The 22,473-nt window shown below is 72.9% G+C and carries 17 protein-coding genes and 1 pseudogene; 13 read left to right on the top strand and 5 right to left on the bottom strand.

Annotated features, from left to right (window positions below; all coding sequences use genetic code 11):
- The first annotated feature begins 135 nt into the window (after positions 1 to 135).
- Positions 136 to 777, top strand: a complete 642-nt coding sequence (locus tag AC07DF_RS30120; RefSeq protein ID WP_478978261.1) for a Tat pathway signal sequence domain protein — start codon at positions 136 to 138, stop codon at positions 775 to 777.
- Positions 778 to 795: 18 nt separating this feature from the next.
- Here the strand turns inward: AC07DF_RS30120 and AC07DF_RS30115 are convergent.
- A pseudogene (locus tag AC07DF_RS30115) lies at positions 796 to 1,643 on the bottom strand (lytic polysaccharide monooxygenase).
- A gap of 359 nt (positions 1,644 to 2,002) precedes the next feature.
- Here AC07DF_RS30115 and AC07DF_RS30110 point away from each other — a divergent pair.
- The 6 genes from AC07DF_RS30110 to AC07DF_RS30085 all read left to right on the top strand — a co-directional run bounded on the left by AC07DF_RS30110 (position 2,003) and on the right by AC07DF_RS30085 (position 11,009).
- The gene (locus tag AC07DF_RS30110; RefSeq protein WP_478978259.1) at positions 2,003 to 3,802 is read left to right on the top strand and encodes a S8 family peptidase; all 1,800 of its coding nucleotides are present in this window, start codon (positions 2,003 to 2,005) and stop codon (positions 3,800 to 3,802) included.
- 257 nt (positions 3,803 to 4,059) lie between these two features.
- Positions 4,060 to 4,707, top strand: a complete 648-nt coding sequence (locus AC07DF_RS30105) for a ScbR family autoregulator-binding transcription factor (RefSeq protein ID WP_478978256.1) — start codon at positions 4,060 to 4,062, stop codon at positions 4,705 to 4,707.
- A 74-nt stretch (positions 4,708 to 4,781) separates the two neighbouring features.
- Entirely contained in the window at positions 4,782 to 5,972 is a 1,191-nt protein-coding gene (locus AC07DF_RS30100; protein WP_478978253.1) for a damage-control phosphatase ARMT1 family protein, read from the top strand.
- Between the two features lie 106 nt (positions 5,973 to 6,078).
- On the top strand, positions 6,079 to 8,244 hold the full coding sequence (gene cyc2 / locus AC07DF_RS30095) for a germacradienol/geosmin synthase Cyc2 (protein WP_478978250.1): 2,166 nt from the start codon (positions 6,079 to 6,081) through the stop codon (positions 8,242 to 8,244).
- A gap of 148 nt (positions 8,245 to 8,392) precedes the next feature.
- Positions 8,393 to 10,237 (top strand): O-aminophenol oxidase PhsA, encoded by a 1,845-nt coding sequence (phsA, locus tag AC07DF_RS30090; RefSeq protein WP_478979256.1) that lies wholly within the window; start codon positions 8,393 to 8,395, stop codon positions 10,235 to 10,237.
- 211 nt (positions 10,238 to 10,448) lie between these two features.
- A complete protein-coding gene (locus AC07DF_RS30085) occupies positions 10,449 to 11,009 on the top strand; it encodes a PDZ domain-containing protein (RefSeq protein ID WP_478978247.1) in 561 nt (186 codons plus the stop codon).
- Here the strand turns inward: AC07DF_RS30085 and AC07DF_RS30080 are convergent.
- Positions 11,002 to 11,757, bottom strand: coding sequence for a phosphodiesterase (locus AC07DF_RS30080; protein WP_478978244.1), 756 nt, complete (start codon positions 11,755 to 11,757; stop codon positions 11,002 to 11,004). The two genes, AC07DF_RS30085 and AC07DF_RS30080, sit on opposite strands and share 8 nt — an antisense overlap.
- A gap of 185 nt (positions 11,758 to 11,942) precedes the next feature.
- Here AC07DF_RS30080 and AC07DF_RS30075 point away from each other — a divergent pair, with 185 nt between their 5' ends.
- Both AC07DF_RS30075 and AC07DF_RS30070 read left to right on the top strand, forming a co-directional pair.
- Positions 11,943 to 13,070 carry an aminopeptidase P family protein gene (locus tag AC07DF_RS30075; protein ID WP_478978241.1) on the top strand — a complete coding sequence of 376 codons (1,128 nt, stop codon included), beginning with the start codon at positions 11,943 to 11,945 and terminating at the stop codon, positions 13,068 to 13,070.
- Between the two features lie 46 nt (positions 13,071 to 13,116).
- Positions 13,117 to 14,073, top strand: a complete 957-nt coding sequence (locus AC07DF_RS30070) for an aminoglycoside phosphotransferase family protein (RefSeq protein WP_478979252.1) — start codon at positions 13,117 to 13,119, stop codon at positions 14,071 to 14,073.
- A gap of 21 nt (positions 14,074 to 14,094) precedes the next feature.
- On the opposite strand, the gene treZ is transcribed toward AC07DF_RS30070, so the two are convergent.
- Positions 14,095 to 15,840 carry a malto-oligosyltrehalose trehalohydrolase gene (gene treZ, locus AC07DF_RS30065; RefSeq protein ID WP_478978238.1) on the bottom strand — a complete coding sequence of 582 codons (1,746 nt, stop codon included), beginning with the start codon at positions 15,838 to 15,840 and terminating at the stop codon, positions 14,095 to 14,097.
- 173 nt (positions 15,841 to 16,013) lie between these two features.
- Between treZ and AC07DF_RS30060 the strand changes: the two genes are divergently transcribed.
- Both AC07DF_RS30060 and AC07DF_RS30055 read left to right on the top strand, forming a co-directional pair.
- Positions 16,014 to 16,580: an FHA domain-containing protein gene (locus AC07DF_RS30060; RefSeq protein ID WP_478978235.1), complete on the top strand. Its 567-nt coding sequence runs from the start codon at positions 16,014 to 16,016 to the stop codon at positions 16,578 to 16,580.
- 175 nt (positions 16,581 to 16,755) lie between these two features.
- Positions 16,756 to 18,084 carry a M14 family zinc carboxypeptidase gene (locus AC07DF_RS30055; protein ID WP_478979249.1) on the top strand — a complete coding sequence of 443 codons (1,329 nt, stop codon included), beginning with the start codon at positions 16,756 to 16,758 and terminating at the stop codon, positions 18,082 to 18,084.
- Positions 18,085 to 18,098: 14 nt separating this feature from the next.
- On the opposite strand, the gene AC07DF_RS30050 is transcribed toward AC07DF_RS30055, so the two are convergent.
- Together AC07DF_RS30050 and lpdA are read right to left on the bottom strand one after the other, a co-directional pair.
- Positions 18,099 to 19,349 (bottom strand): M14 family zinc carboxypeptidase, encoded by a 1,251-nt coding sequence (locus AC07DF_RS30050; RefSeq protein ID WP_478978232.1) that lies wholly within the window; start codon positions 19,347 to 19,349, stop codon positions 18,099 to 18,101.
- A gap of 174 nt (positions 19,350 to 19,523) precedes the next feature.
- Positions 19,524 to 20,960 (bottom strand): dihydrolipoyl dehydrogenase, encoded by a 1,437-nt coding sequence (gene lpdA, locus AC07DF_RS30045; RefSeq protein WP_478978229.1) that lies wholly within the window; start codon positions 20,958 to 20,960, stop codon positions 19,524 to 19,526.
- 83 nt (positions 20,961 to 21,043) lie between these two features.
- Between lpdA and AC07DF_RS30040 the strand changes: the two genes are divergently transcribed.
- Together AC07DF_RS30040 and AC07DF_RS30035 are read left to right on the top strand one after the other, a co-directional pair.
- Complete coding sequence (locus AC07DF_RS30040; protein WP_478978226.1) at positions 21,044 to 21,994, top strand: LysR family transcriptional regulator; 951 nt, start codon at positions 21,044 to 21,046, stop codon at positions 21,992 to 21,994.
- 266 nt (positions 21,995 to 22,260) lie between these two features.
- On the top strand, positions 22,261 to 22,473 hold a 213-nt coding region (locus tag AC07DF_RS30035; RefSeq protein ID WP_478978223.1), incomplete at its 3' end, for a hypothetical protein.

Below are 22,473 nucleotides of genomic sequence, written 5' to 3'. Positions count from 1 at the left end.
TCCCCGTGCGTGCCTCCGGCCGGTGACCGGACCGCCGTTGCCGGTCCGTCACGTACGGAGAAGGCGTGACGGACCGGCGACGGCGACGCCGATGCGCGTCCCCCTCACCCCCGCTTCCGAAAGAGGTACACCCGCATGCGTACACGCACCCTGCTCGCCCTCACCGCCGCCGTCGCCGCCCTGGGCCTCGCCACCCCCGCCTCGGCGGCCGACACCCCGGTCCTGACCACGACCGACGGCGCGGCCGTCGCGGTCGGCGACGTCCTCGACGCGTCCCTGGCGAGCGGCACCGCCGCCACCTTCCGCTCCAGCGCGACCGGCACCAGCGGCATCTCCTGCACCTCGTCGGCGTTCTCCGCCAAGGTCACCGCCAACCCGGCCGCTCCGGGCACCGCCACGGAGACCCTGGCCTCGCACACCTTCGACACCAGCGGCTGTACCGCCAACATCACCGGTGTGCTCGGCGTCAGCGGCATCACCGTCGACAACCTGCCCTACACCACCAGCGTGTCCTCCGACGGCACCGTCTCCGTGACCCCGGGCGCGAGCTCCGCCATCCAGTCCACGGTCAAGCTGCGCACCCTGCTCGGCACCATCACCTGCGTCTACCAGGCCCCCAGCCTGACCGGCACGGCGAGCAACGCCGACCACAGCATCTCCTTCACCAACCAGCAGTTCACGAAGACGTCCGGTTCGTCGCTGTGCTTCGCCAACGCCTTCTTCACCGCCAAGTACGCCCCGGTGACCAAGGGCGGTGTCGCGGTCAACGTCAACTGACCGACGATCAGCGGTAGTTCAGCGTCGCCGTAGTCGTACGGCCAGGGCGGCGCCGCCGGTGAGCACCAGCACCGCCGCGGCGCCGCCCGCCAGCATGGGCGTGGACGGGCCCGAGTCGGGGCCGGAGGTGGCGGCCACCGGGGTGTGCTCGCCCTGCGGCCGCGGGGCGGCAGTGTCCTCTTCCGGCACCTCCGTCTCCTCGTCGGCCCGCTCGCTCTTGCTCTGCCGGCTCTTCTCCGGGAACACCACGTCCGAGCACGAGTAATAGGTGTCCGGGGTACTGCTGTTCTGCCACACCGTGTACAGCACGTGACGCCCGGTCCGGTCGGACGGCAGGGTCGCCTCCAGGCGGTAGGCGCCGTCCGTCAGGGCCGGGTCCGTCACCTCGGCGAACGGCTTCTCGGGCAGGTCGACCAGGACAGCGGCCCGGCCGGGTGGTAGCCCGGCTTCGTCAGGTACATCCGGAACGTGCCGGTGTGCGGGATCGTCGAGACGTACCGCAGGGGCAGCGCCGCGCCGGGCTCCACCCGGGTCGACGGCCAGTCTGCGCGGGCGAGATCGAGGCCCCGGTACTCGGGCAGCCCTCCGCTGCACAGCTTCCCGTCGGGGACGACCTGCCGGTCCCGGCCGTTCACGTTCGCCAGCCGCAGGTTGTCCCAGGCCGTGAAGGGCGTGCCGTTCGCGGCGACGGCCGCGCGGCACGCCGCCGAGCCGGCGCGATCGCCGCCCTCGGGGGAGCAGGCCACCACCCGGCTCACCGGATCCGTCGGCGCACCGTGCGCCCCGGCCGGTCCCGCGGCCCACAGCGGCAGCAGGGTCACGAGGGCGGCCGCGAGTGCGGTGCGGTGTGCGGTCGTACGAGGCATCCCTCTGTGTCTCCTCGGCCGGGGCGGCAACGTCGGTAGTGCAGTACGGGAAACCGTCCCGGCGCGTTCACCACGCACGGTGCGTTCGAAAACGGGCCATTCGCGCCCAACTGCCCGCCATAGAGGGTCGGTTCCCGGCCGGATCGAGGGTTTCCCCCGTATCCCGATGACCTTCCCTTTGCCTATCGTTCGAGCACTGCTGACCCACAGGTAACCCCGAACGGGTCCGCACCCCACTCGCGCCTGGCCGGCCATCGCGTCGCTCCTCGCTTTTCGAACCACCCCCCTCCGCTTCGAGGACGAAGCGACTCCACCGCCGCTCCGCCCAGCCCGGAGTCCGGCCACGAAAGGCATCGACCGTGCGTATCTCCCCAGAGCTCAGACGGAAGCTGATATCCGTCGCCGCCGTCTCCGCCGCCCTGCTGACCGCCGCCCCCGCCTCGGTCGCCGTCGCCCAGGAGTCCGCGCCCCGCCCCGCCGCCGTCCCGGCCGCGCAGACCGAGGCCGCCCCCGGTGCCCCGGCCGAGCGCCTCATCGTCGGCTACAAGTCCGGCGCCGCCGAGGCCAAGTCCAACAAGGCCGCGGCCGCCGACGCCGCCACCAAGGCCGAGAAGACGGGCGAGGAAGTCGACTTCCAGCGCCGCCTCGGCACCGGCGCGGCCCTCGTCGAGCTGGGCGCGGACACCACCCGGACGTCCGTCGCCGATGTCGTCGCCCAGTACGAGGCCGACCCGCAGGTCGCCTACGTCGTCCCGGACCGCCTGAACAAGCCGACGGCCGTCACCCCGAACGACACCGACTACGGCAAGCAGTGGGACCTGTTCGAGTCCACCGCGGGCATGAACGTCCCGGCCGCCTGGGACACCACCACCGGCAGCGGCGTCACCGTCGCCGTCATCGACACCGGCTACGTCACCCACTCCGACCTGGCCGCGAACATCGTCGGCGGCTACGACTTCATCTCCGACACCGCCGTCTCCGTCGACGGCAACGGCCGCGACAGCAACCCGGCCGACCCGGGCGACTGGTACAACGCGGGCGAGTGCGGCGCGGGCATCCCGGCCTCCAACTCCTCCTGGCACGGCACCCACGTGGCCGGCACCATCGCCGCCGCCACCAACAACGGCAAGGGCGTCGCCGGCATCGCCTACGGCGCGAAGATCTCCCCGATCCGCGTCCTCGGCAAGTGCGGCGGCTACGACTCCGACATCATCGACGCGATCACCTGGGCCTCCGGCGGCACGGTCTCCGGCGTTCCCGCCAACACCAACGTCGCCAAGGTCATCAACATGAGCCTCGGCGGAGGCGGCGCCTGCTCCACCGCCACCCAGAGCGCCATCACCGGAGCAGTGAACCGTGGCACCTCGGTCGTCGTCGCGGCCGGCAACGAGAACCAGAACGTCTCCAACTCCTCCCCGGCGAACTGCAACAACGTCATCTCGGTCGCCGCGACCAACCGCGCGGGCAGCCGTGCCTCGTACTCCAACTACGGCTCGCTCGTCGACATCTCCGCCCCCGGCGGCGAGACCCGCACCTCCACCGCCAACGGCATCCTGTCCACGCTGAACTCCGGCACCAAGACGCCGTCGAGCGAGAACTACGCCTACTACCAGGGCACCAGCATGGCCACCCCGCACGTCGCGGGCCTCGCCGCGCTGATGAAGTCGGCGAACTCCGCCCTCACCCCGGCGCAGATCGAGTCGGCCATCAAGGCCAACGCCCGCGCCCTGCCCGGCACCTGCTCCGGCGGCTGCGGCGCCGGTCTCGCCGACGCGGCCAAGACGGTCCAGGCCGTCAAGGGCGGCACGTCCACCGGCACGACCTTCTCCAGCACCACCGCCGTCGCCGTCCCGGACAACGGCACGGCGATCGAGTCGCCGATCAGCGTCACCGGCCGCAGCGGCAACGCCCCCTCGGCCCTCCAGGTCGGCGTCGACATCACCCACACCTACCGCGGCGACCTCGTCATCGACCTCGTCGCGCCGGACGGTTCGACGTACCGCCTGAAGTCCGCCGCGTCGGACTCCGCCGACAACGTGAACACCACCTACACGGTGAACGCGTCGAGCGAGACCGCCAACGGCACCTGGAAGCTGCGCGTCCAGGACACCGCGGCGCAGGACACGGGCACGCTGAACAGCTGGAAGCTGACCTTCTGATTCGCGGTCACGAGCGGGCGGGCCGGCCGGTGCGGATGGGGCACCGGCCGGCCCGCCTTTACGTCTGCCCGCACAACCCCCACAGTTAGATACCGAACGCGCTGTTTTCTTTCACCAGTTGCGATTGTTTTGCCGGATGTGCACCCGCACTCCGGCACACTGGTGTGATGAGCTTCGTCTGAGGGTGAGTTATCGTGTACGGCGGGTAAAAACAAACGGCATGACCCGTACATTTCCGTCCCGGGAGAGTTCAGCCGATGGCGAGGCAGTTGCGAGCCGAGCAGACCCGCTCGACGATCATCACGGCCGCCGCTGACCTGTTCGACCGTCGCGGCTACGAATCGACCAGTCTCAGCGACATCGTGGAGCACGCTCAGGTCACCAAGGGTGCCCTGTATTTCCACTTCGCGGCGAAGGAGGATCTCGCCCACGCGATCCTCGAACTCCAGTCGCACACCGCCAACCGCCTGGCGACGGAGACCGACAACCGCGGCCACACCTCGCTGGAGGCGGTGATGCGCCTCACGTTCGGCATCACCCGTATGTCCGTCGAGGACCCGGTTCTGAGGGCCGGCCTGCGGCTGGCCACCGGCGGGATCCAGCCGCGGCCGCCGCTGAGCCACCCCTTCACGGAGTGGCTGGACATCGTCACCAGCCGGCTCGTCGGCGCGGTCAAGGAATCCGACGTCCACCCGGACATCGATATCGATGTGGTGGCCCACTCCCTGGTCTGTTTCTTCGTCGGCACCCGGGTCGTGGGCCGCTCCCGCGAGCCCGTCGCGCGCCAGCCCCGCAGGACGGCCGAGATGTGGAACATACTCATCCGCAGCCTGGTCCCGGTGACCCGCCGCGCCCGCTATCTGAGCCTGGCGGCCCGCCTGGAGCGGGAGATCGCCCCGGTCTGACCGGGTGGGCAAGGCCCCTGGGGCTGCGACGGGGGCCGGCCGGTGCGAGAGACCCGCGCGCTACGGTGAGCCGCATGCCCGACACCCCCTCCGCACCCGTGCTCCTCGGCGACCAGCCGGGCTCGTTCCCTCACAGCGTGCTGGCCGAGCGGCACCCCGCGATCATCCGCCAGGTCCGCGAGGCCTTCCCCTACGAACCGGGGCAGCACCGCGCGCTCGACGACCTGCTGGAGAACTGCACCAAGGGCGGGATCGAACCGCTCCCCGCCGACGCGCACGACCGGGGCCTCTGGGAGACCTGGGGGCTGAGCGAGTACACCGGCCGCTCCTGGTTCGACGTGCCGTGGCTGTGGTCCGAGAGCTGGTTCTACCGCCGGCTGCTCCAGGCCGTCGGTTGGTTCGGGCCCGGTCCCTGGCAGGGCATCGACCCCTTCCGCCCCTTCAAACTGGCCGAACTCGACTCCGCCGAGACCGACGAGGAACTGGCCGCACTCGACGACCTCTCCGGCCGGCCCGCCGCCGAACAGGCACAGGCCCTGCTGCACGGCTCCCTCTGGGGCAACCGGGCCGACCTCGGCTTCCGCCTCTCCGCCGAGGGAGCGCGGGACGCGGACGCCGCGCCCGGCCTTGTGGCCGACGACAGTGACAGGCTGTGGTCCGTGCTCGGCGGGACCGGCACCGGAACCGGCACCCTGTGCCTGGTCGCCGACAACGCGGGCCGCGAACTCGTGCCCGACCTGCTGCTGATCGCCCACCTCCTCGCCCACGGCCGGATCGGACGGGCGGTCCTGCACGTCAAGCCGTACCCCTACTACGTCTCCGACGCCACCACCGCGGACGTCGTCGACGCGCTGCGCCGGCTGACCGGAGCCGGGGGAGCGGCCGCCGACTTCGGACGGCAGCTGTGGTCGGCCCTGGCCGACGGCCGCCTCACCCTGCGCGCCCACCCCTTCTCCAGCGCCCCGCTGCCGTACCAGGAGATGCCCGCCGACCTGCGCGCAGAGTTCGCCTCGGCCACGCTCACGATCTTCAAGGGCGACCTCAACTACCGCCGCCTGGTGGGCGACCGGCTCTGGTCCCCGACGACTCCCTTCACGGACGTCACCGCGTACTTCCCCGGCCCGGTCGCCGCCCTGCGCACCCTGAAGTCCGACGTGATCACCGGCCTCGACAGCCGTACGGAGACCGAACTGGTCGCGGCCGAGGACCAGCGCTGGCGCACCAGCGGCACCCACGCACTGATCCAGGTGCGGGTCCCCGGCTAGGTCGGACCGCCTCCAGGCCGCCGGCTTTCACGTTCGATTCACGCGATGGTGTGATCATGTCCCGCCCCGTGGATGCCGCCGCGGGGCGCCGGGTAGGGCCCCGGCCATGACGCAGCCGTTCGAACTCCCGCACTTCTACATGCCGCACCCCGCGCGGCTGAACCCCCATGTCGAAGAGGCCCGCGCCCACTCGACGCAATGGGCGCGCGAGATGGGCATGCTGGAGGGATCCGGCGTCTGGGAGCAGGCCGACCTCGACGCGCACGACTACGGCCTGCTCTGCGCCTACACCCACCCCGACTGCGACGGCCCGGCCCTCTCCCTCATCACCGACTGGTACGTGTGGGTCTTCTTCTTCGACGACCACTTCCTGGAGATGTACAAGCGCAGCCAGGACCGCCTCGCCGGCAAGGCCCACCTGGACCGGCTGCCCCTGTTCATGCCGCTGGACCTCTCGACTCCCGTACCGGAACCGGAGAACCCCGTCGAGGCGGGCCTCGCCGATCTGTGGGCGCGCACCGTGCCGAGGATGTCGGAGGGCTGGCGGCGCCGCTTCGCCGTGGCCACCGAGCACCTGCTGAACGAGTCCATGTGGGAGCTGTCCAACATCAACGAGGGGCGGATCTCCAACCCCGTCGAGTACATCGAGATGCGCCGCAAGGTGGGCGGCGCTCCCTGGTCGGCGGGGCTCGTGGAGTACGCGACGGCCGAAGTGCCCGCCGCCGTGGCCGGATCGCGGCCGCTGAGGGTGCTGATGGAGACGTTCTCCGACGCCGTGCACCTGCGCAACGACCTGTTCTCCTACCAGCGGGAGGTCGAGGACGAGGGCGAGCTCAGCAACGGCGTCCTCGTCCTGGAGACCTTCTTCGGCTGCACCACCCAGGAGGCCGCCGACACCGTCAACGACGTCCTCACCTCCCGCCTCCACCAGTTCGAGCACACGGCGTTCACCGAAGTGCCCGCGGTGGCCCTGGAGAACGGGCTCACCCCCGGCGAGGTCGCGGCCGTGGCGGCGTACACCAAGGGGCTCCAGGACTGGCAGTCCGGCGGCCACGAGTGGCATCTGCGCTCCAGCCGCTACATGAACGAGAACGCGGTGCGCGGCAGCAGCCCATGGCCGGGATGCACCGGCATCGGCACCTCGGCCGTCGACGTCCGCGCCTTGTTCACGGCGGCCGGCGCCGAGCGGCTGCGCTCCTACACGCACGTGCCGTACCAGAAGGTGGGGCCGTCGCGGATCCCCGACATCCGGATGCCGTTCCCCCTGGAGCTCAGCCCGCACCTGGACAACGCCCGCCGGAGTCTGCGCGACTGGGCGGACCGCATGGGCATCCTCGCCGAGGGAGTCTGGGACGAGGACAAGCTCCGGGCCTACGACCTCGCCCTCTGCTCGGCCGGCCTCGACCCGGACGCCACCCCCGAGGCCCTCGACCTCAGCGCGCAGTGGCTCGCCTGGGGCACCTACGGCGACGACTACTACCCCCTGGTCTACGGCCACCGCCGTGACCTCGCCGCCGCCCGGCTGACCACGGCCCGGCTGTCCGACTGCATGCCCGTCGACGGCGATGAGCCGCTGCTCCCGGTCAACGCCATGGAGCGCGGCCTGCTCGATCTGTGGGTGCGCACCACCGCGGAGATGACTCCCGATGCGCGGCACACCCTGAAGGACGCGATCAACGTCATGACCGAGAGCTGGGTGTGGGAGTTGTCCAACCAGCTCCAGAACCGCGTGCCCGACCCGGTCGACTACCTGGAGATGCGCCGGGCGACCTTCGGTTCCGACCTCACGCTGAGCCTGTGCCGGATGGGACACGGCCCGGCCGTCCCGCCCGAGGTCTACCGCAGCGGCCCGGTCCGCTCCCTGGAGAACGCCGCGATGGACTTCGCGTGCCTCCTCAACGACGTCTTCTCGTACCAGAAGGAGATCGAGTTCGAGGGCGAGATCCACAACGCGATCCTCGTCGTGCAGAACTTCTTCGGCTGCGACTACCCGACCGGGCTCGGCATCGTGCACGACCTGATGAGCCAGCGCATGCGCCAGTTCGAGCACGTCGTCGAGCACGAACTGCCCATCCTGTACGACGACTTCCAGCTCACGGAGGAAGCGCGCGCGGCCATGGGGACGTATGTGGAGGACCTGCGGAACTGGATGGCGGGCATCCTCAACTGGCATCGCGAGGTGGACCGCTACAAGGACGAGTGGTTGTCCCGGCGTGCCCACGGCTTCCTCCCGGACCGGCCGCCGGCCGTGCCTGTCCCCGCCTTCCGCTGAGGCGACGCTTTCCGGCCAGATCAACGCGGAACGGGACATGACGGAACCCCCGGTGGTGCGCCGGAAGTCTTCCTGAGTGAGGGGAACAGACAACGCACCACACGGGGGTTTCACCTTGACCGACATCATCGACAAGCCGGCCGACGCCATGGACACGCGGGACCAGGCGCCCGCACCGGCCGAACTGACGCCGTACGTCGCGCGGCTGCCCGTCCCGCCCGTCCTGCGTCCCGCCTCCGGCGACGTCCTGCGCGAGACGGAGATCGCCCTGCGCCCGACCTGGGTGCGCCTGCACCCGCAGCTCCCGCCGACCCTGATGTGGGGCTACGACGGCCAGGTGCCGGGCCCGACCATCGAGGTCCGGCGCGGGCAGCGCGTGCGCATCGCCTGGACCAACCGCATTCCCCGGGACAGCGAATACCCGGTGACCTCCGTCGAGGTGAAGCTGCGCCGGGACGGCCGCCCGCAGTCGAGCACCGAACCCGGCCGCGACGGAGCCGAGCCGAACAAGGACGTCGCGGCCCTGCCCGCCTGGTCCGTGACCCATCTGCACGGCGCCCAGACGGGCGGCGGCAACGACGGCTGGGCCGACAACGCGGTCGCCCACGGCGACGCCCAGCTCTCCGAGTACCCGAACGATCACCAGGCGGTGCAGTGGTGGTACCACGACCACGCCATGAACATCACCCGGTGGAACGTGATGACGGGCCTGTACGGCACCTACCTCGTGCGTGACGACGAGGAGGACGCCCTTCATCTCCCGTCCGGGGAGCGGGAGATCCCGCTGCTGCTCGCCGACCGCAACCTCGACACGGACGAGGACGGCCGCCTCAACGGCCGGCTGCTGCACAAGACCATCATCGTCCAGGACAAGAACCCGGAGACGGGCAAGCCCGTCTCCATCCCGTTCACCGGGCCGTACACCACGGTCAACGGCCGGATCTGGCCGTACGCCGGAGTCGACGCGGGCTGGTACCGGTTCCGGCTGGTCAACGCCTCGAACGCGCGCATCTACGACCTCGTCCTCGTCGACGAGGAGAACAACCCGGTCCCGGGCGTGCTCCACCAGATCGGCAGCGACGGCGGGCTGCTGCCGCGCCCCGTCCCGGTCGACTTCGACGGGACCCTGCCGACGCTGACGGCGGCCCCGGCCGAGCGGTTCGACCTGCTGGCCGACTTCCGGGGCCTGGCGGGAAGGACGCTGCGTCTCGTCAACAAGGGGCGCAACCAGCCGCCCGGCGTGCCCGACCCGGCGGGTGACGTGCCGTATCCGGCCGTCATGGAGTTCCGGGTCGGGGAGACCTGCGAGCCGGACACCTTCGAACTGCCCACGGTGCTGTCCGGATCCTTCCGCCGTCTGACCCACGACATCGGGCACGGTCACCGCCTGGTCGTCCTCACCCCGCCCGCCACGAAGGGGGCCGGCGGCCACCCCGAGATGTGGGAGATGGCCGAGGTCAAGAACCCCGGCGACATCCAGGTCCCCACGGACGGCGTCATCCAGGTCACCGGCCCGGACGACAAGACCAGGACCTACCGGCGCACGGCACGGACGTTCAACGACGCCCTCGGCTACACCATCGCCGAGGGCAGCCACGAGCAGTGGAGCTTCCTCAACCTCGCGCCCATCGTGCACCCCATGCACATCCACCTGGCCGACTTCCAGCTCCTCGGCCGCGACGCCTACGACGTCTCGGGCTTCGACCCGGAGGTGGGCGGCACACGGACGCCCATCCGGTACGACGCGGGCACGAGCATCCCGCTCGCGCCCAACGAGCGTGGCTGGAAGGACGTCTTCCGGGCGCCCGGCAACCAGTTGCTGCGGGTCATGGGGAAGTTCGACGGCGCGCACGGCCGGTTCATGTACCACTGCCATCTGCTGGAGCACGAGGACATGGGCATGATGCGGCCCTTCGTCGTGATGCCGGCTCCGGTGCTGAAGTTCGACCACGGCGGCGCCCACGGCGGCCATGGGGAGGGCCACACGGGCTGATCCGATCCCCGGCTCGCACCGCGCCCGAAAGGTCGGGCGCGGTGCGAGCCGTGTCCCGGTTCCGGCCTCCCTGACAGGGCTTTATGACCCCATCCGGTGCCGGTCAGTCTCACTCGTTCGTGGCTCGTCGTGTGCCGAGGTGCCGGGTAGAGCACCAGCCGTGATCGTTCCGCATCCGCCGGAGGCGATCGGCACCATCCGGAGGCGAGCCATGGAACAGACCGCGCTGCGACCCAAGCCGATGCCCGGTCAGGAGCCCGGCGCGCCGGTGCCGGCCACCGAGGCCGGTCCGGCCCGGCCGCGCCCGCGCACCGCCCGGCGGCGCGGCCGGCGGCTCGTCAACGCGCTGTTCGCCGCCTTGCTGGGCGCGGTCCTTGTCCTCTCCGGGATCGGCCTCGGGGCAGTGGGCGTCACGATGACCGGTACGGGCACAGTCCTCGACCCGCGAGGGTGGCGCAAGCCGCCGGCCCCCGGCCCCGCACCGTCCGCCGCCGCGTCCGTGCCCGCCGCCGTGACCCTCGGCGTGCAGGTCATGGACGCCGGGAAGCCGGGAGCCCTGGTCGTCGGGATCCATGTCCCCGGCCCGGGACACGCGGCGGGCCTGAAGCGCGGCGACCTGCTCCTCGTCTTCGGCACGACCCGTGTCGACACGGCCGCCGACCTGGCCCGAGCCGTCGCCCGTGCCCGGCCCGGTTCCGAGGTCCGGCTGACGGTGCGGCACCGCAGCGGTGGCTACGAGCAGCTGACGGTCGTACCGGCCGTCGTCACGTGACCACCCGGAAGTGGCTCGTGAGCCGCCCCGTGTCGTCCAGGACGTGGAAGGCGAGGCCGGGCGGCGCGTCCCGGTCCGCGACCTGATCGCCCTCCCAGGGCAGCCGCAGCGTCCACGTCACACCGGGGCCGCAGACCAGCGGCCGTCCCGCGAACGAGGAGGCGGCGGGGGTGTGGGCATGGCCGGTGATCAGACCGGCGATCTCGGGCCGGCGGGTCAGCAGCCCGGCCAGCCGGTCGGCGTGACGCAGCCGGCAGGAGTCGGGCAGCGGGTGGTGCAGCGCCACCGGCGGGTGGTGGAAGGCGAGCAGGACCGGAAGGTTGCCGTCGAGTTCGTCCAGGGTCGACTCGATCCAGTCGTACGTCTCCTCGTCCAGCTCCCCGTCGTCGCTCCCCGGGATGCTGGAGTCGCACATCAGCACGGCGCCGTCGTCGAAGACCTGCACGCTGTTGACCGGCCCTTCGGCCCCGGGCAGGCCCAGCAGCGCCTTGCGATAGGGCACGCGGCTGTCGTGGTTGCCCGGGCAGGTCAGCACGGGGAAGGGGGCGTCGCCGTCGCGCAGCCCGAGCAGGCGGGCCGCCTCCTCGTACTCGGGTTCCGTGCCGTGGTCGGCGATGTCCCCGGTCACGAGCAGCGCGTCGACCCGGCCCGGCAGTTCTCGCAACCGGTCGCGGACGCGCTCGGCGCGCTCCGTCGCCCGCGCGCTTCCGTCCAGATGCAGATCGCTGATGTGTGCGAGTACGAGCACGGCCGTAGGCCCCCTCGGTCGAACGGCTAATGGATGCAGTGAATATAAGCATTAGAACTAATGCCTGAGCAATCAACTGCCGTTAGTGGAGATGTTCGGATGAAGTCCACAGACGGCTCGCGCCGCCCCCTCCGGCCGGGCAGGATGTCTGCCCGTAGCCCCTTCGCCCGTCCTGGGAGGCCCGGATGACCGGAAGCACGGCCGCGACCTTCACCGCCGACGACTACAGGGCCCGCATGGAGCGCGCCGCGCTCACGGCCGCCGAGGCGGGTCTGGCGGGCCTGCTGGTGGCCCCGGGACCGGACCTGGTCTGGCTCACCGGCTACACGCCCCCCGCGGTCACCGAACGGCTCACCCTGCTGGTCCTCGCCGCCGGACAGGACCCGATCCTCGTCGTCCCCGCCCTGGAGGCCCCGGACGCGCACAAGGCCGCCGGCGCGCCCGCCCTGACCTTCCGCGACTGGACCGACGGCAAGGACCCCTACGCCGCCACCGCCGCCCTGCTCGACGCCTCGGGCCGCTTCGGCATCAGCGACAACGCCTGGGCCCTGCACCTGCTGGCGCTGCAACAGGCCATGCCCGCCGGTTCCTACGCGTCGCTCACCGAGGCGTTGCCGATGCTGCGCGCCGTCAAGGACACGGTCGAACTGGAGCTCATGGCGGCCGCGGGAGCCGCCGCCGACGCGACGTTCGAGGAGATCCGGAACGTCCCGTTCGCCGGCCGCCGGGAATCCGAGGTGGCGGCGGACCTCGACCGGCACCTGCGCCGGCACGGACACGAGCAGGTCGACTTCACCATCGTCGCCTCCGGCCCGAACGGCGCCAACCCGCACCACGAGGCGGGCGACCGCGTCATCGAACGCGGCGACATGGTCGTCCTCGACTTCGGCGGCCTGCGGGACGGCTACGGCTCCGACACCTCCCGCACGGTCCACGTCGGCGAACCCACCGAAGAGGAACGCCGTGTGCACGACATCGTGCGGGCCGCCCAGGAGGCCGGCTTCCGCGCCGTGCGGCCGGGGGCCACCTGCCAGGACGTCGACCGGGCCGCCCGCGCGGTCATCGCCGACGCCGGCTACGGCGAGTACTTCATCCACCGCACCGGACACGGCATCGGCGTCACCACCCACGAGCCGCCGTACATGATCGAGGGCGAGCTGCAGCCCCTCGTACCCGGCATGTGCTTCTCCGTGGAACCCGGCATCTATCTGCCGGGCCGGTTCGGTGTGCGCATCGAGGACATCGTGACCGTCACCGAGGACGGCGGGCGGCGCCTGAACACCACGTCCCGCGAGCTGGTCATAGTGGAGTGACGCCACCATGTCCCCACCACGCCTCCCGAACGGCAACGGCGCGACCATGACCCAGGCACCGACACCCACCGCGGACACCGTCCGCCGGCTGGTCCATTCGCTCCTCAAGGACGGCAAGGAGACCAAGCAGGGAAGGGAAGGCACCGGCCCCGACGTCCGGCCCGCCACCCGGGGCGCCGAACCCGCCACCTGGTGGGTCGGCACCCGCCATGTGCTGCGCCTCGCCCCCGACCGCGAGGCCACCGTGCGCCAGCGCCGCGAACTGCGCCTGCGCGACCTCGTCCGCCCGCACATCCCGGTGGCGGTGCCGGCCAGCGTGGCGCACGGCGAGTGGGCGGCCGGGCTGACCTACACGCTGGACACCAAGGTGCCGGGCGGTTCGGGGGAGGAGCACGACGTGTCCGCCGTCGGCGAGGCCGACCTCGCGGCACTGCTCACCGGACTGCGCGAGGTGCCGGTCCGGCAGGCCGAGACCCTCGGTGTGCCGCGCGCCGCGCCGCGCTCCCTGGAGGCGCTGCGCCGGGCCGCCGTGCGCGCCGCCGAACACTGCGCCGAGGCCGACGAGTTCGACGCCGCACGCCTGCACCAGCTCACCCAGGCCGCCGCGGCCCAGCTCGCCGCCCAGCCGGGCTCGGCGGTCCTCACCCACCACGCCCTCACCGGCGGCCACCTCGTGGTCAGCGCCGACGGCCGGGTGCGCGGCGTCCTCGGCTGGGCCGGCGCGGTCGTCGGGGACCCGGCCGAGGACATCGCGGGACTCGCGCTCGCCGTCGGATCCCCCGCCGCCGTACGCGCCGCCACCCTCGCCGGCTACGGCGCCCGGCCCTGTCTGCGCGGCCTGTGGCTCGCCCGCTGCGACACCGTCGTCCATCTCGCCGAGGCCCTCACGGGCGGCGACGCGGGCCGGCTCGCCGTGTCGCGGACGCGGCTGCGCCACGCCTGGGAGCCGATCCTGCTGGAACGCGTGACGGACCTGCGCGAGACGGACGACGACGCCCTGTAGCCGGGCGCCGTCGCAGCCGCGTCACTCCTGCAGCAGCACCACGCCCGACTCCCCGGGCAGCCGCACCACCCCGTCGGCCCCGGGCGTCTCGACCGGCTCCCACGCGGCCAGCACACGCGCGTGCGGTACGCCGAGGGACAGCGCCGCCGGTTCCCGCGCCAGGTTCACCGCCACGAGGACGTCCCCGCGCCGGAAGGCGATCCAGCGGCGCTGCTCGTCGCAGGCCACCTTGGTGTCGGCGAGGTCGGGGTCGGTCAGATCGGGCTGCTCATGGCGCAGGGCGAGGAGCCGCCGGTACCAGGCCAGCACACGCGCGTGCGGCTCGCGTTCCGGTTCGGACCAGTCGAGGCAGGAGCGGTCCCGGGTCGCCGGATCCTGCGGGTCGGGCACGTCCTCCTCCTTCCAGCCGTGCGCCGCGAACTCCCGCCGCCTGCCCCGCCGTACGGCGTCCGCGAGTTCCGGGTCGGTGTGGTCGGTGAAGAACTGCCAGGGCGTGTCGGCGGCCCACTCCTCGCCCATGAAGAGCATCGGCGTGAACGGCGCCGTAAGGGTCAGCGTCGCCGCACAGGCCAGCAGCCCGGGGGAGAGCAGGGCCGAAAGCCGGTCCCCCTGGGCGCGGTTGCCGACCTGGTCGTGGGTCTGGCTGTAGCCGAGAAGCCGGTGCCCTGCCACGCGCGTGCGGTCCAGGGGGCGTCCGTGGTGCCGCTCGCGGAAGCTCGAGTACGTGCCGTCGTGGAACCAGCCGCCGCTGAGGGTCTTGGCGAGCCCGCCGAGCCCAGCGCGCGCGAAGTCGGCGTAGTAGCCCTGCGACTCGCCGGTCAGCGTGGTGTGCAGGGCGTGGTGGAAGTCGTCGTTCCACTGCGCGTGCAGCCCGAAGCCGTTCTCCGAGCGGGAGGTGATGAGCCGCGGGTCGTTCAGATCCGACTCGGCGACCAGGAACAGCGGCCGGTCCACCTCGGCGGCCAAAGCGTCGACGGCCGACGACAGTTCCTCCAGGAAGTGCCGGGCGCGGGTGTCCACCAGCGCGTGCACCGCGTCCAGGCGCAGCCCGTCGATCCGGTAGTCGCGCAGCCACGCCAGCGCGCTGCCGACGAGGAACGCGCGCACCTCGTCCGACCCGGGCGCGTCCAGGTTGACCGCCGCGCCCCACGGCGTGTGGTGCGTGTCCGTGAGGTACGGCCCGAAGACCGGCAGGTAGTTGCCGGACGGGCCGAAGTGGTTGTGCACCACGTCGAGCACCACGCCCAGGCCGAGTTCGTGGGCCCGGTCGACGAAGCGTTTCAGCGCCTCGGGTCCGCCGTACGGCTCGTGCACCGCCCACAGCGAGACGCCCTCGTACCCCCAGCCGTGGGTGCCAGGGAAGGGGCACAGCGGCATCAGCTGCACGTGTGTGACGCCCAGTTCGGCGAGATGGCCGAGCCGCTCCGCGGCCGCGTCCAGGGTGCCCTCGCGCGTGTACGTCCCCACGTGCAGCTCGTACAGCACCGCGCCGGGCAGCGGCCGCCCGGTCCACCGCGCGCGCCACGCGTACCGCTCGTGGTCGACGACCGCGCTCAGCCCGTCCGGGCCGTCCGGCTGCCGCCGCGAGCGCGGATCGGGCAGCACGGGCCCGTCGTCCAGCGCGAAGCCGTACCGGGACCCGTCGCGCGCCTCGGCCTCGCCCCGCCACCACCCCGGCCGTTCCGGATCGCGCTCCAACGCGCATGTGACGTCGTCGCACCGGAGCGTCACCCGGGCGGCCTGCGGTGCCCACACCTCGAACTGCACGGACGGTTCCCCTTCGTCTGCTCACCGTGATGTAGCCCGTCCATGGTGCGTCAAAAGAGATCAATCCGCTGCCGCATCCTCCCTTTTGCGGCAGGTGTCGCCGGGTACGCGCGCGTGGCGGCCGTTTTCCCGTTTTCTGGACAGCCCGGCCGCGCTGCCCGACAATCACCAGCGTGACGTCGTCCTTCGAGTTCAACACGTACCCCGCGCGGCTCTCCGACGTGGAGCGCGACAGGGCGCTGAAGGTGCTCCGTGACGGCGTCGCCATGGGCCGTCTGTCCCATGACACGTTCGTCCGTCGCATGGAACTGGCGCTGACCGCCCGCCGCCCGGACGAGCTCGCCGTGCTCACCGCCGACCTGCCCACGGAGAGCCGGTTCTCCCGGATGGTGTTCGGCACCGTCGAGGCGGTCTCCGGATTCACCGAACGGCTGCGCCGGGCCTGGCAGGCCGAGCGGCTGCCCAAACTGCTGCTGCCCCACCCGGCGCACGGCCATCCGCTGCGCATAGGCCGCGACCCCGCCAGCGGGCTGCGCCTCAGCCACGAGACCGTCTCCCGCGTGCACGCCGAACTCCGCCACCAGGGCGGCATGTGGGTCCTGCGCGACCTCGGCTCCACCAACGGCACGACCGTGAACGGCCGGCGGGTCGTCGGCGCGGCCCTCGTCCGCGAGGGCGACCAGGTCGGCTTCGGGCAGATGACGTTCCGGCTGACCGGAGCCCGGCCGGCGTCCGGCTGACCTGAAACCGAGGCACTCCCGGGCCCCGGCCTGGGAGTTGTCGGCCGCCCGCCCGCCAGGGTGGCTCAAATCCCGTTGCCGTCCATGGTGTTGACGTACCCCTGAAGTCGTGACTCACTGTGCGTACGCCATCTACACCTGGTGAACCGACGGCATCGCATGGGGGAGGTGTGCCCTGCCGCCCCTCCCGCGCTACCCGACCGTCGACGAACTGGGCGCCCGGGCCGCCGCCCTCGTCGCCCGCCACCCCCGTGACGCCCGGCTGCGCCGGATCGGCACGTCCCGCGCGGGCACCCCCCTCTGGCTGCTCTCCGTCGGCCACGGCAGCCGCCAGGCCCTCGTCGTCGCCGGCCCGCACGCCAACGAACCCGTGGGCGGCGCCACCGTGCTGCGCCTGGCCGAGCGGGCCCTGGCCGACACCCGGCTCACCGAGGGCGCCGACGCCACCTGGAACCTGCTGCTCTGCCTCGACCCCGACGGACTGCGCCGCAACGAAGGCTGGCTCACCGGCCCGTACACCCTCGGCCAGTACTTCCGGAACTTCTTCCGGCCCGGCTTCCTCGAACAGCCCGAATGGCTGCCCGACGGCGCGGCCGGCGCCGCCCTGCCCGAGACCCGTGCGCTCCTCGACGTCCAGGACGAACTCCGTCCGTTCCTCCAGTGCTCCCTGCACGGCGTGGACATCGGAGGCGGCTTCGTCGAGCTCACCCGCGACCTGCCCGGCCTCGCCCCGCGCCTCGCCCGCATCGCCGCCCGGCTCGGCGTTCCCCGCGAACTCGGCGCGTACGACGCCCTGTACTGGCCGGGCCTCGGACCCGCCGTCTACCGGATCCCGCCGCCGCGCCGGGCCGGCCTCGCCGCGGCCATCACGGAGGCGGCCGTCGAGTCGACGTGGTTCCACCCGCACGGCCACGGCACCGTCACCGCGGTCGTCGAGGCGCCCATGTGGGGCGTGGCGGCCGTGTCGGACGGCTCCCCGCCCGCCGACCAGGACGCGGTGCTACGGGCCGTCAGCCGCGCCCTGCGCCATGACACGGGGCTTCTGCGGCACCTGCTGGCCCGGATCCGCCCGCACCTGGCCGCCGTGCCCGAAGCGGCGCGCCTGCTCGCCCCGGTCGACGACTACTTACTGGTCTGCCCCGGCCTGGCCGACGCCTGGGATCCCGAGACCGGCGGCGGCGCGGCACACCCCCTCCCGCCCCTGACCACCGCCCATCTGGCCGCCCTGCGCATCTCCGGGCGACGGCTGGTGCTGCGCACCGCGGGGCTGCTGCACCAGCTCGTGCGGGCGGCGGGACGCGACCCGGCCGGGGCCCTGCCGGAGCTGGACCGGCTGATCGACGCGTGGTGCGCCGACTACCGAGACGGCTGCGGGGCGCGCTGGATCCCGGTGGCACGCCAGGCGGAGTACCAGACACGCGTGGTGCTCTGTGTCTTCGAGCTGGCCGCGCGGCACACAGGTGTTCGAGAGGCCGGGGCGGCGGTGCCGGTGCAGCGGGACTGAACGCCGCACGGGGCCTACGACGCCCCCTCGCGCGCGTGCAGCGCCGCCGCGACCACCGTGCGGGACTGGTGCTCGACCTGGTGCTCCAAGGGCACCCAGCGGGCGCGGAAACGTTCCGCGAAAGCGTCGCTCCAGGTCGCGACGAGTTCCTCGAGCTGCTTGGCCGCCCGGTCGTCGGTCCCGCGCAGCACCCGCAGCAGCATGGCCGCCGCCCGCAGCGGCACCCGCCGCACGAACGCGTCGACGCTGCCGACGTACGCCATGGTGCGGTCGGCGGGCAGGGTGTGGACCAGGTCGGCGGCCAGCCCCGGCACCAGCTCCAGACCCCACTGGGCGGCCCGCAGCAACGGCCCGTCCAGGTCCGCCAGCCGGGGCAGCGCGCCGTCGAGCACGCGCGTCACCTCCAGCGCGTCGCGCTGCAGCCGGCGCGCGAGCCGGCCGATCGCCGCCGCCGGGGCCGGATGCGGAGCCGGGTCGTCCACCAGGTCGCTCGCCCACATCGGCACCTCGACCACCGCGGTCAGACCCCCGTACCGATGGGCGTGGAACCAGGTGCTGTGCCGCGCGTCGTCCGGCAGGCTCGGGTACGCCGGACCGATCCCCGGCGCGGGCATCACATGCACCCCCGGTCCGGAGGCGGGCCAGCCCGCGGCGTCCGAGGCACCGGTCTCCACCGGGATGTGCAGCTCCGCCGCGGACTTGGCGAACGGCTCGGCAAGACCGGGCACGTCCTTCGTCAGCTGCACCCAGCTGCCGCCCAGATCCGTGCCGTGCAGGGTCACCTGGAGGTAGGGCCGCAGCTCGTCGATGACGCCGGTCAGGGCCAGGGTCTCGGGCGGCAGCCGGTCGGGCGGCAGCACGGAGGGCGCCCACTCCGGCTGCTCCGGGCCCGCGGGGCGGAAGAAGCCGAGGTGGTAGTCGAACAGGCTGCGCGGCGCCGGCGTCACATGCAGGCTCGCCCCGTCGGGGTCCGCGCACAGCAGGAAGTGCCAGGACATGCCGTCCCGCAACTCCCGCTGCGCCAGCACCCGCCGGGCGAGCGCGAGCAGGGTGCAGGAGCCGGTCGGCTCGTTGGCGTGGGCGCCGGCGACCACCAGTACGGCTCGGCGGGCGCGGCCCACGGACAGCAGGTGCAGAGGTCTGCCGGCCCGCGAGGCACCCACCTGCCGCAGGGTGCACACTCCGGGGCGGTGAGCGGTCAACGCCCGGGCAGCAGAGACCAATTCGGTCACCGTCGGGTAGCGCAGCTCCGGCAGGACACTCACCCCCGTCACATCCGCCCGAGTTCGCAGTCGCAGTACCCCACGGCCATGGTGCGGTGTCAAGAGCATGGCCGGGGAGCCTCCAGGGGGCGCCCGGAAGCACCGACGGCGGGAGTGCGGCGGGAGCCATGGACGGTGTGTGGCCCCTGCTGAGGGCGTGGCGTCACCGGCGCGGTGTCACTGCTGGTGGAGCCCGCGTCCGGCCAGGGTCAGGAACACCTCGCCGACCGCCTCCGACAGGGTCGGGTGAGGGTGGACGTGCCGGGCCACGTCGGACGGTTCGGCGTCCCAGCCGACGATCAGCTGACTCTCGGCGATCATCTCCGACACGTGCGGGCCCACCAGGTGCACGCCCAGCACGCGCCCGCCGCCCGCCTCGGTGACGACCTTCACGATGCCGCCCTGCCCGTGCACCATGCCCTTCGCGACGGCGGTCAGCGGCATGCTGTTCGCCACCACCTCGTGTCCACGCGCGCGTGCCTCGGCCTCGCTCAGCCCCACGGCCGCGGTCTGCGGCGACGAGTACGTGACCCTGGGCACGGCCGCGTAGTCCACGGGGAGGGACGGCACACCGGCCAGCGTCTCGGCCACCAGCAGCCCCTCCGCGAAGGACGCGTGGGCCAGTCCGGGCGACGGCGGCGGCAGCAGGTCGCCCACGACGTGGATCCCGGGCACGGCCGTCTCCAGCCGGTCCGAGTCGGCCGGCACGACGAAACCCCGCTCGTCCGTGGTGAGGCCCGCCGCGGCCACGTCCAGGCCGTCGGTGACCGGGGCCCGCCCGACCGCCACCAGCAGCCGCTCCGCCTCGACCGTCACGGTCTCGCCCCGGGCGGTGCGCACCCGTGCGCGTACGCCGTCGCCGAGGACCTCGGCGTCCAGGAGCCTGGCACCGGCCCGGACGTCGATGCCGCGCTTCTTCAGACCGCGGGTCAGATGACGGCTCACGTCGGCGTCCTCCAGCGGGACGATCCGGTCGGCGGCCTCGACCAGGGTGACCTCCGCGCCCAGGGAACGGTGGAACGAGGCGTACTCCACACCGATCGCGCCGCCCCCGAGCACCAGCACCGACGCCGGGAGCCCGGGCGCGAAGAGGGCGTCGTCGCTGGTCACCACGCGCCGGCCGTCCGGCTCGAGCCCCGGGAGCGCGCGCGGGCGTGAGCCGGTCGCGAGCACGATGCCGCGGCGGGCGGTCAAGCCCCGCGCGCCCTGGCCGGCGGCAGCGCCCTCCACCCGCACGGAACGCGGCCCCGTCAGCCGGGCGCTGCCCCTCACCACCCGCACGCCCGCATGCGCGAGATGGGCCTCCACGCCCCGGTGGTTGCGGGCCACGATGTCGTCGCGCGTGGCCACCAGCGCCGGCCAGTCGACGGCGTCCAGGGTCGCCTTCACACCCCAGCGCTCGCGCGCCTCCGCGATGCCGTCGACGAGTTCGGCCGCGTGCAGCATCGCCTTGCTGGGGATGCAGCCGCGGTGCAGACACGTCCCGCCGACCTTGTCCCGCTCGACGAGCACGACGTCGAGACCGAGAACGGCGGCACGCAGGGCGGTGCCGTAACCGCCGGTGCCGCCGCCGATGACGATGACGTCCGATGAGTTGACGTCCGATGAGTTCATGCCCTCAGCCTCCGCCCGCCCCTTGCCATGAGTCCAAGGCAATGTTCTTGTGGAACCGATGCAGGGCGTTTATGGGAGGGGTCTTGAGCCTGCGGCAGATGGAGTACTTCCTGACCGTCGTCGAAGAGGCGTCCTTCACCCGCGCGGCCGAACTGCTGCACGTGTCGCAGCCCGCGCTCTCCCACCAGATCAAGGCCCTGGAACGCTCGGTCGGCGGCGCGCTCCTGGAGCGCCTGCCGCGCGGCGTGCGGCTGACGCCGATGGGCCGGGCCTTCCTGCCGCACGCCGAGCTCGCCGTGCGCAGCGCCGCCCAGGCCCGCCGCGCGGCCCGCGCCGCCGCCGGCGCCGAGGGCGGCGAACTGCACATCGCCGCCGTCCACTCCGTGGCGGTCGGCGTCCTCCCGGACGTCTTCGCCCGCTGGCGCGCCGCCCACCCACGGGTCCTGCTGCACCTGCACGAGTACGCCTCCTCCGAGGCCCTGGAGGAACAGGTCGAGCGGGGCACCGCCGACCTCGCCGTCGGCCCGGCTCCCGCCGGCTGGCCCGGCACCGTCGTGGCGGTCGGCGAGGAGGACATCGTCCTGGTCGTGCCCTTCGACGACCGCTTCGCCGGCCGGACGACGGTGACGCTGCCCGAACTCGCCGACCGGCCCTGGGTGCGCTGCGCCATGGAACCCGTCGTCCAGGGCGAACGCTTCCTCGACTGGGCCTGCGGCCGGGCCGGATTCACCCCGCGCACCGCCGTGTTCACCGAGCACAGCTCCACGGCGGTACGGATGGCCGCCGCCGGGGTCGGCGTCTGCGCCGTGCCCTCCCACCTCGTACGCGACGCCGTCGGTGAGGACTGCGCCGTCCTGGCCCACGAACCGCCCTGGAAGCGCACGCTGACGGTCTTCTCCCGCGTACCACCGACTGGCGCGGCGGCGGCCTTCATCGACCTGTTGCGCTCGGCGTGGCCCCACCCGAGGGTGGCTCCGGCCGCACCGCTGCGCGCCTACGAGGACTGTCCCGAGGACGGCCCGGCGGTCGCCTGAGCGGAGCGCTGGGCGCGGAGCACGCGAGAGCACGTCCGCGGGCCGGGGTGGCCTTGCAGCGCGGCGGTACGGCCTTGGGTGGTCCATGCACGCACGCGTGCGGAGCCGCGGCCGGTGCCGCGGGTGCGGCCGCGACGGCGGGCGCGGGCTCGTCCGGCGCGGCAGCGGGCGCGGGCGCCGGCCGCGGTGCCGCACGCGGCCGGAGTCGCCTCGGGTCCCGCCATGCGCGCGTGCCGCACTGGCGTGCCCGCCTGCCGTGCCCCGTCGTGATCAGCCCGGCCTCGCTCGCCGACCCGCTCCAGCATCGCCATCGGCAGTACCCCGAAAAGCTCCTTCGCGCGGGCGCCGGCCGCGGCATCAGCGCGCGTCCGGAGTCGCCCGGGCCCCGCCATGCGCGCGTGCCGCACTGGCGTGCCCGCCTGCCGTGCCCCGTCGTGATCAGCCCGGCCTCGCTCGCCGACCCGCTCCAGCATCGCCAT

The sequence above is a fragment of the Streptomyces sp. NPDC044719 genome (genome assembly GCF_056433405.1).
The sequence above is the reverse complement of the archived record's forward strand: the minus strand, read 5'-3'. Positions and strand labels throughout refer to the sequence as shown.

Coding starts and splice junctions, on each gene's coding strand:
- AC07DF_RS30105 (WP_478978256.1), top strand. CDS start 4,060: ATGGCGAGGCAGTTGCGAGCCGAGCAGACCCGCTCGACGATCATCACG.
- AC07DF_RS30085 (WP_478978247.1), top strand. CDS start 10,449: ATGGAACAGACCGCGCTGCGACCCAAGCCGATGCCCGGTCAGGAGCCC.
- AC07DF_RS30070 (WP_478979252.1), top strand. CDS start 13,117: ATGACCCAGGCACCGACACCCACCGCGGACACCGTCCGCCGGCTGGTC.
- lpdA (WP_478978229.1), bottom strand. CDS start 20,960: ATGAACTCATCGGACGTCAACTCATCGGACGTCATCGTCATCGGCGGC.
- phsA (WP_478979256.1), top strand. CDS start 8,393: ATGGACACGCGGGACCAGGCGCCCGCACCGGCCGAACTGACGCCGTAC.
- cyc2 (WP_478978250.1), top strand. CDS start 6,079: ATGACGCAGCCGTTCGAACTCCCGCACTTCTACATGCCGCACCCCGCG.
- AC07DF_RS30100 (WP_478978253.1), top strand. CDS start 4,782: ATGCCCGACACCCCCTCCGCACCCGTGCTCCTCGGCGACCAGCCGGGC.
- AC07DF_RS30075 (WP_478978241.1), top strand. CDS start 11,943: ATGACCGGAAGCACGGCCGCGACCTTCACCGCCGACGACTACAGGGCC.
- AC07DF_RS30120 (WP_478978261.1), top strand. CDS start 136: ATGCGTACACGCACCCTGCTCGCCCTCACCGCCGCCGTCGCCGCCCTG.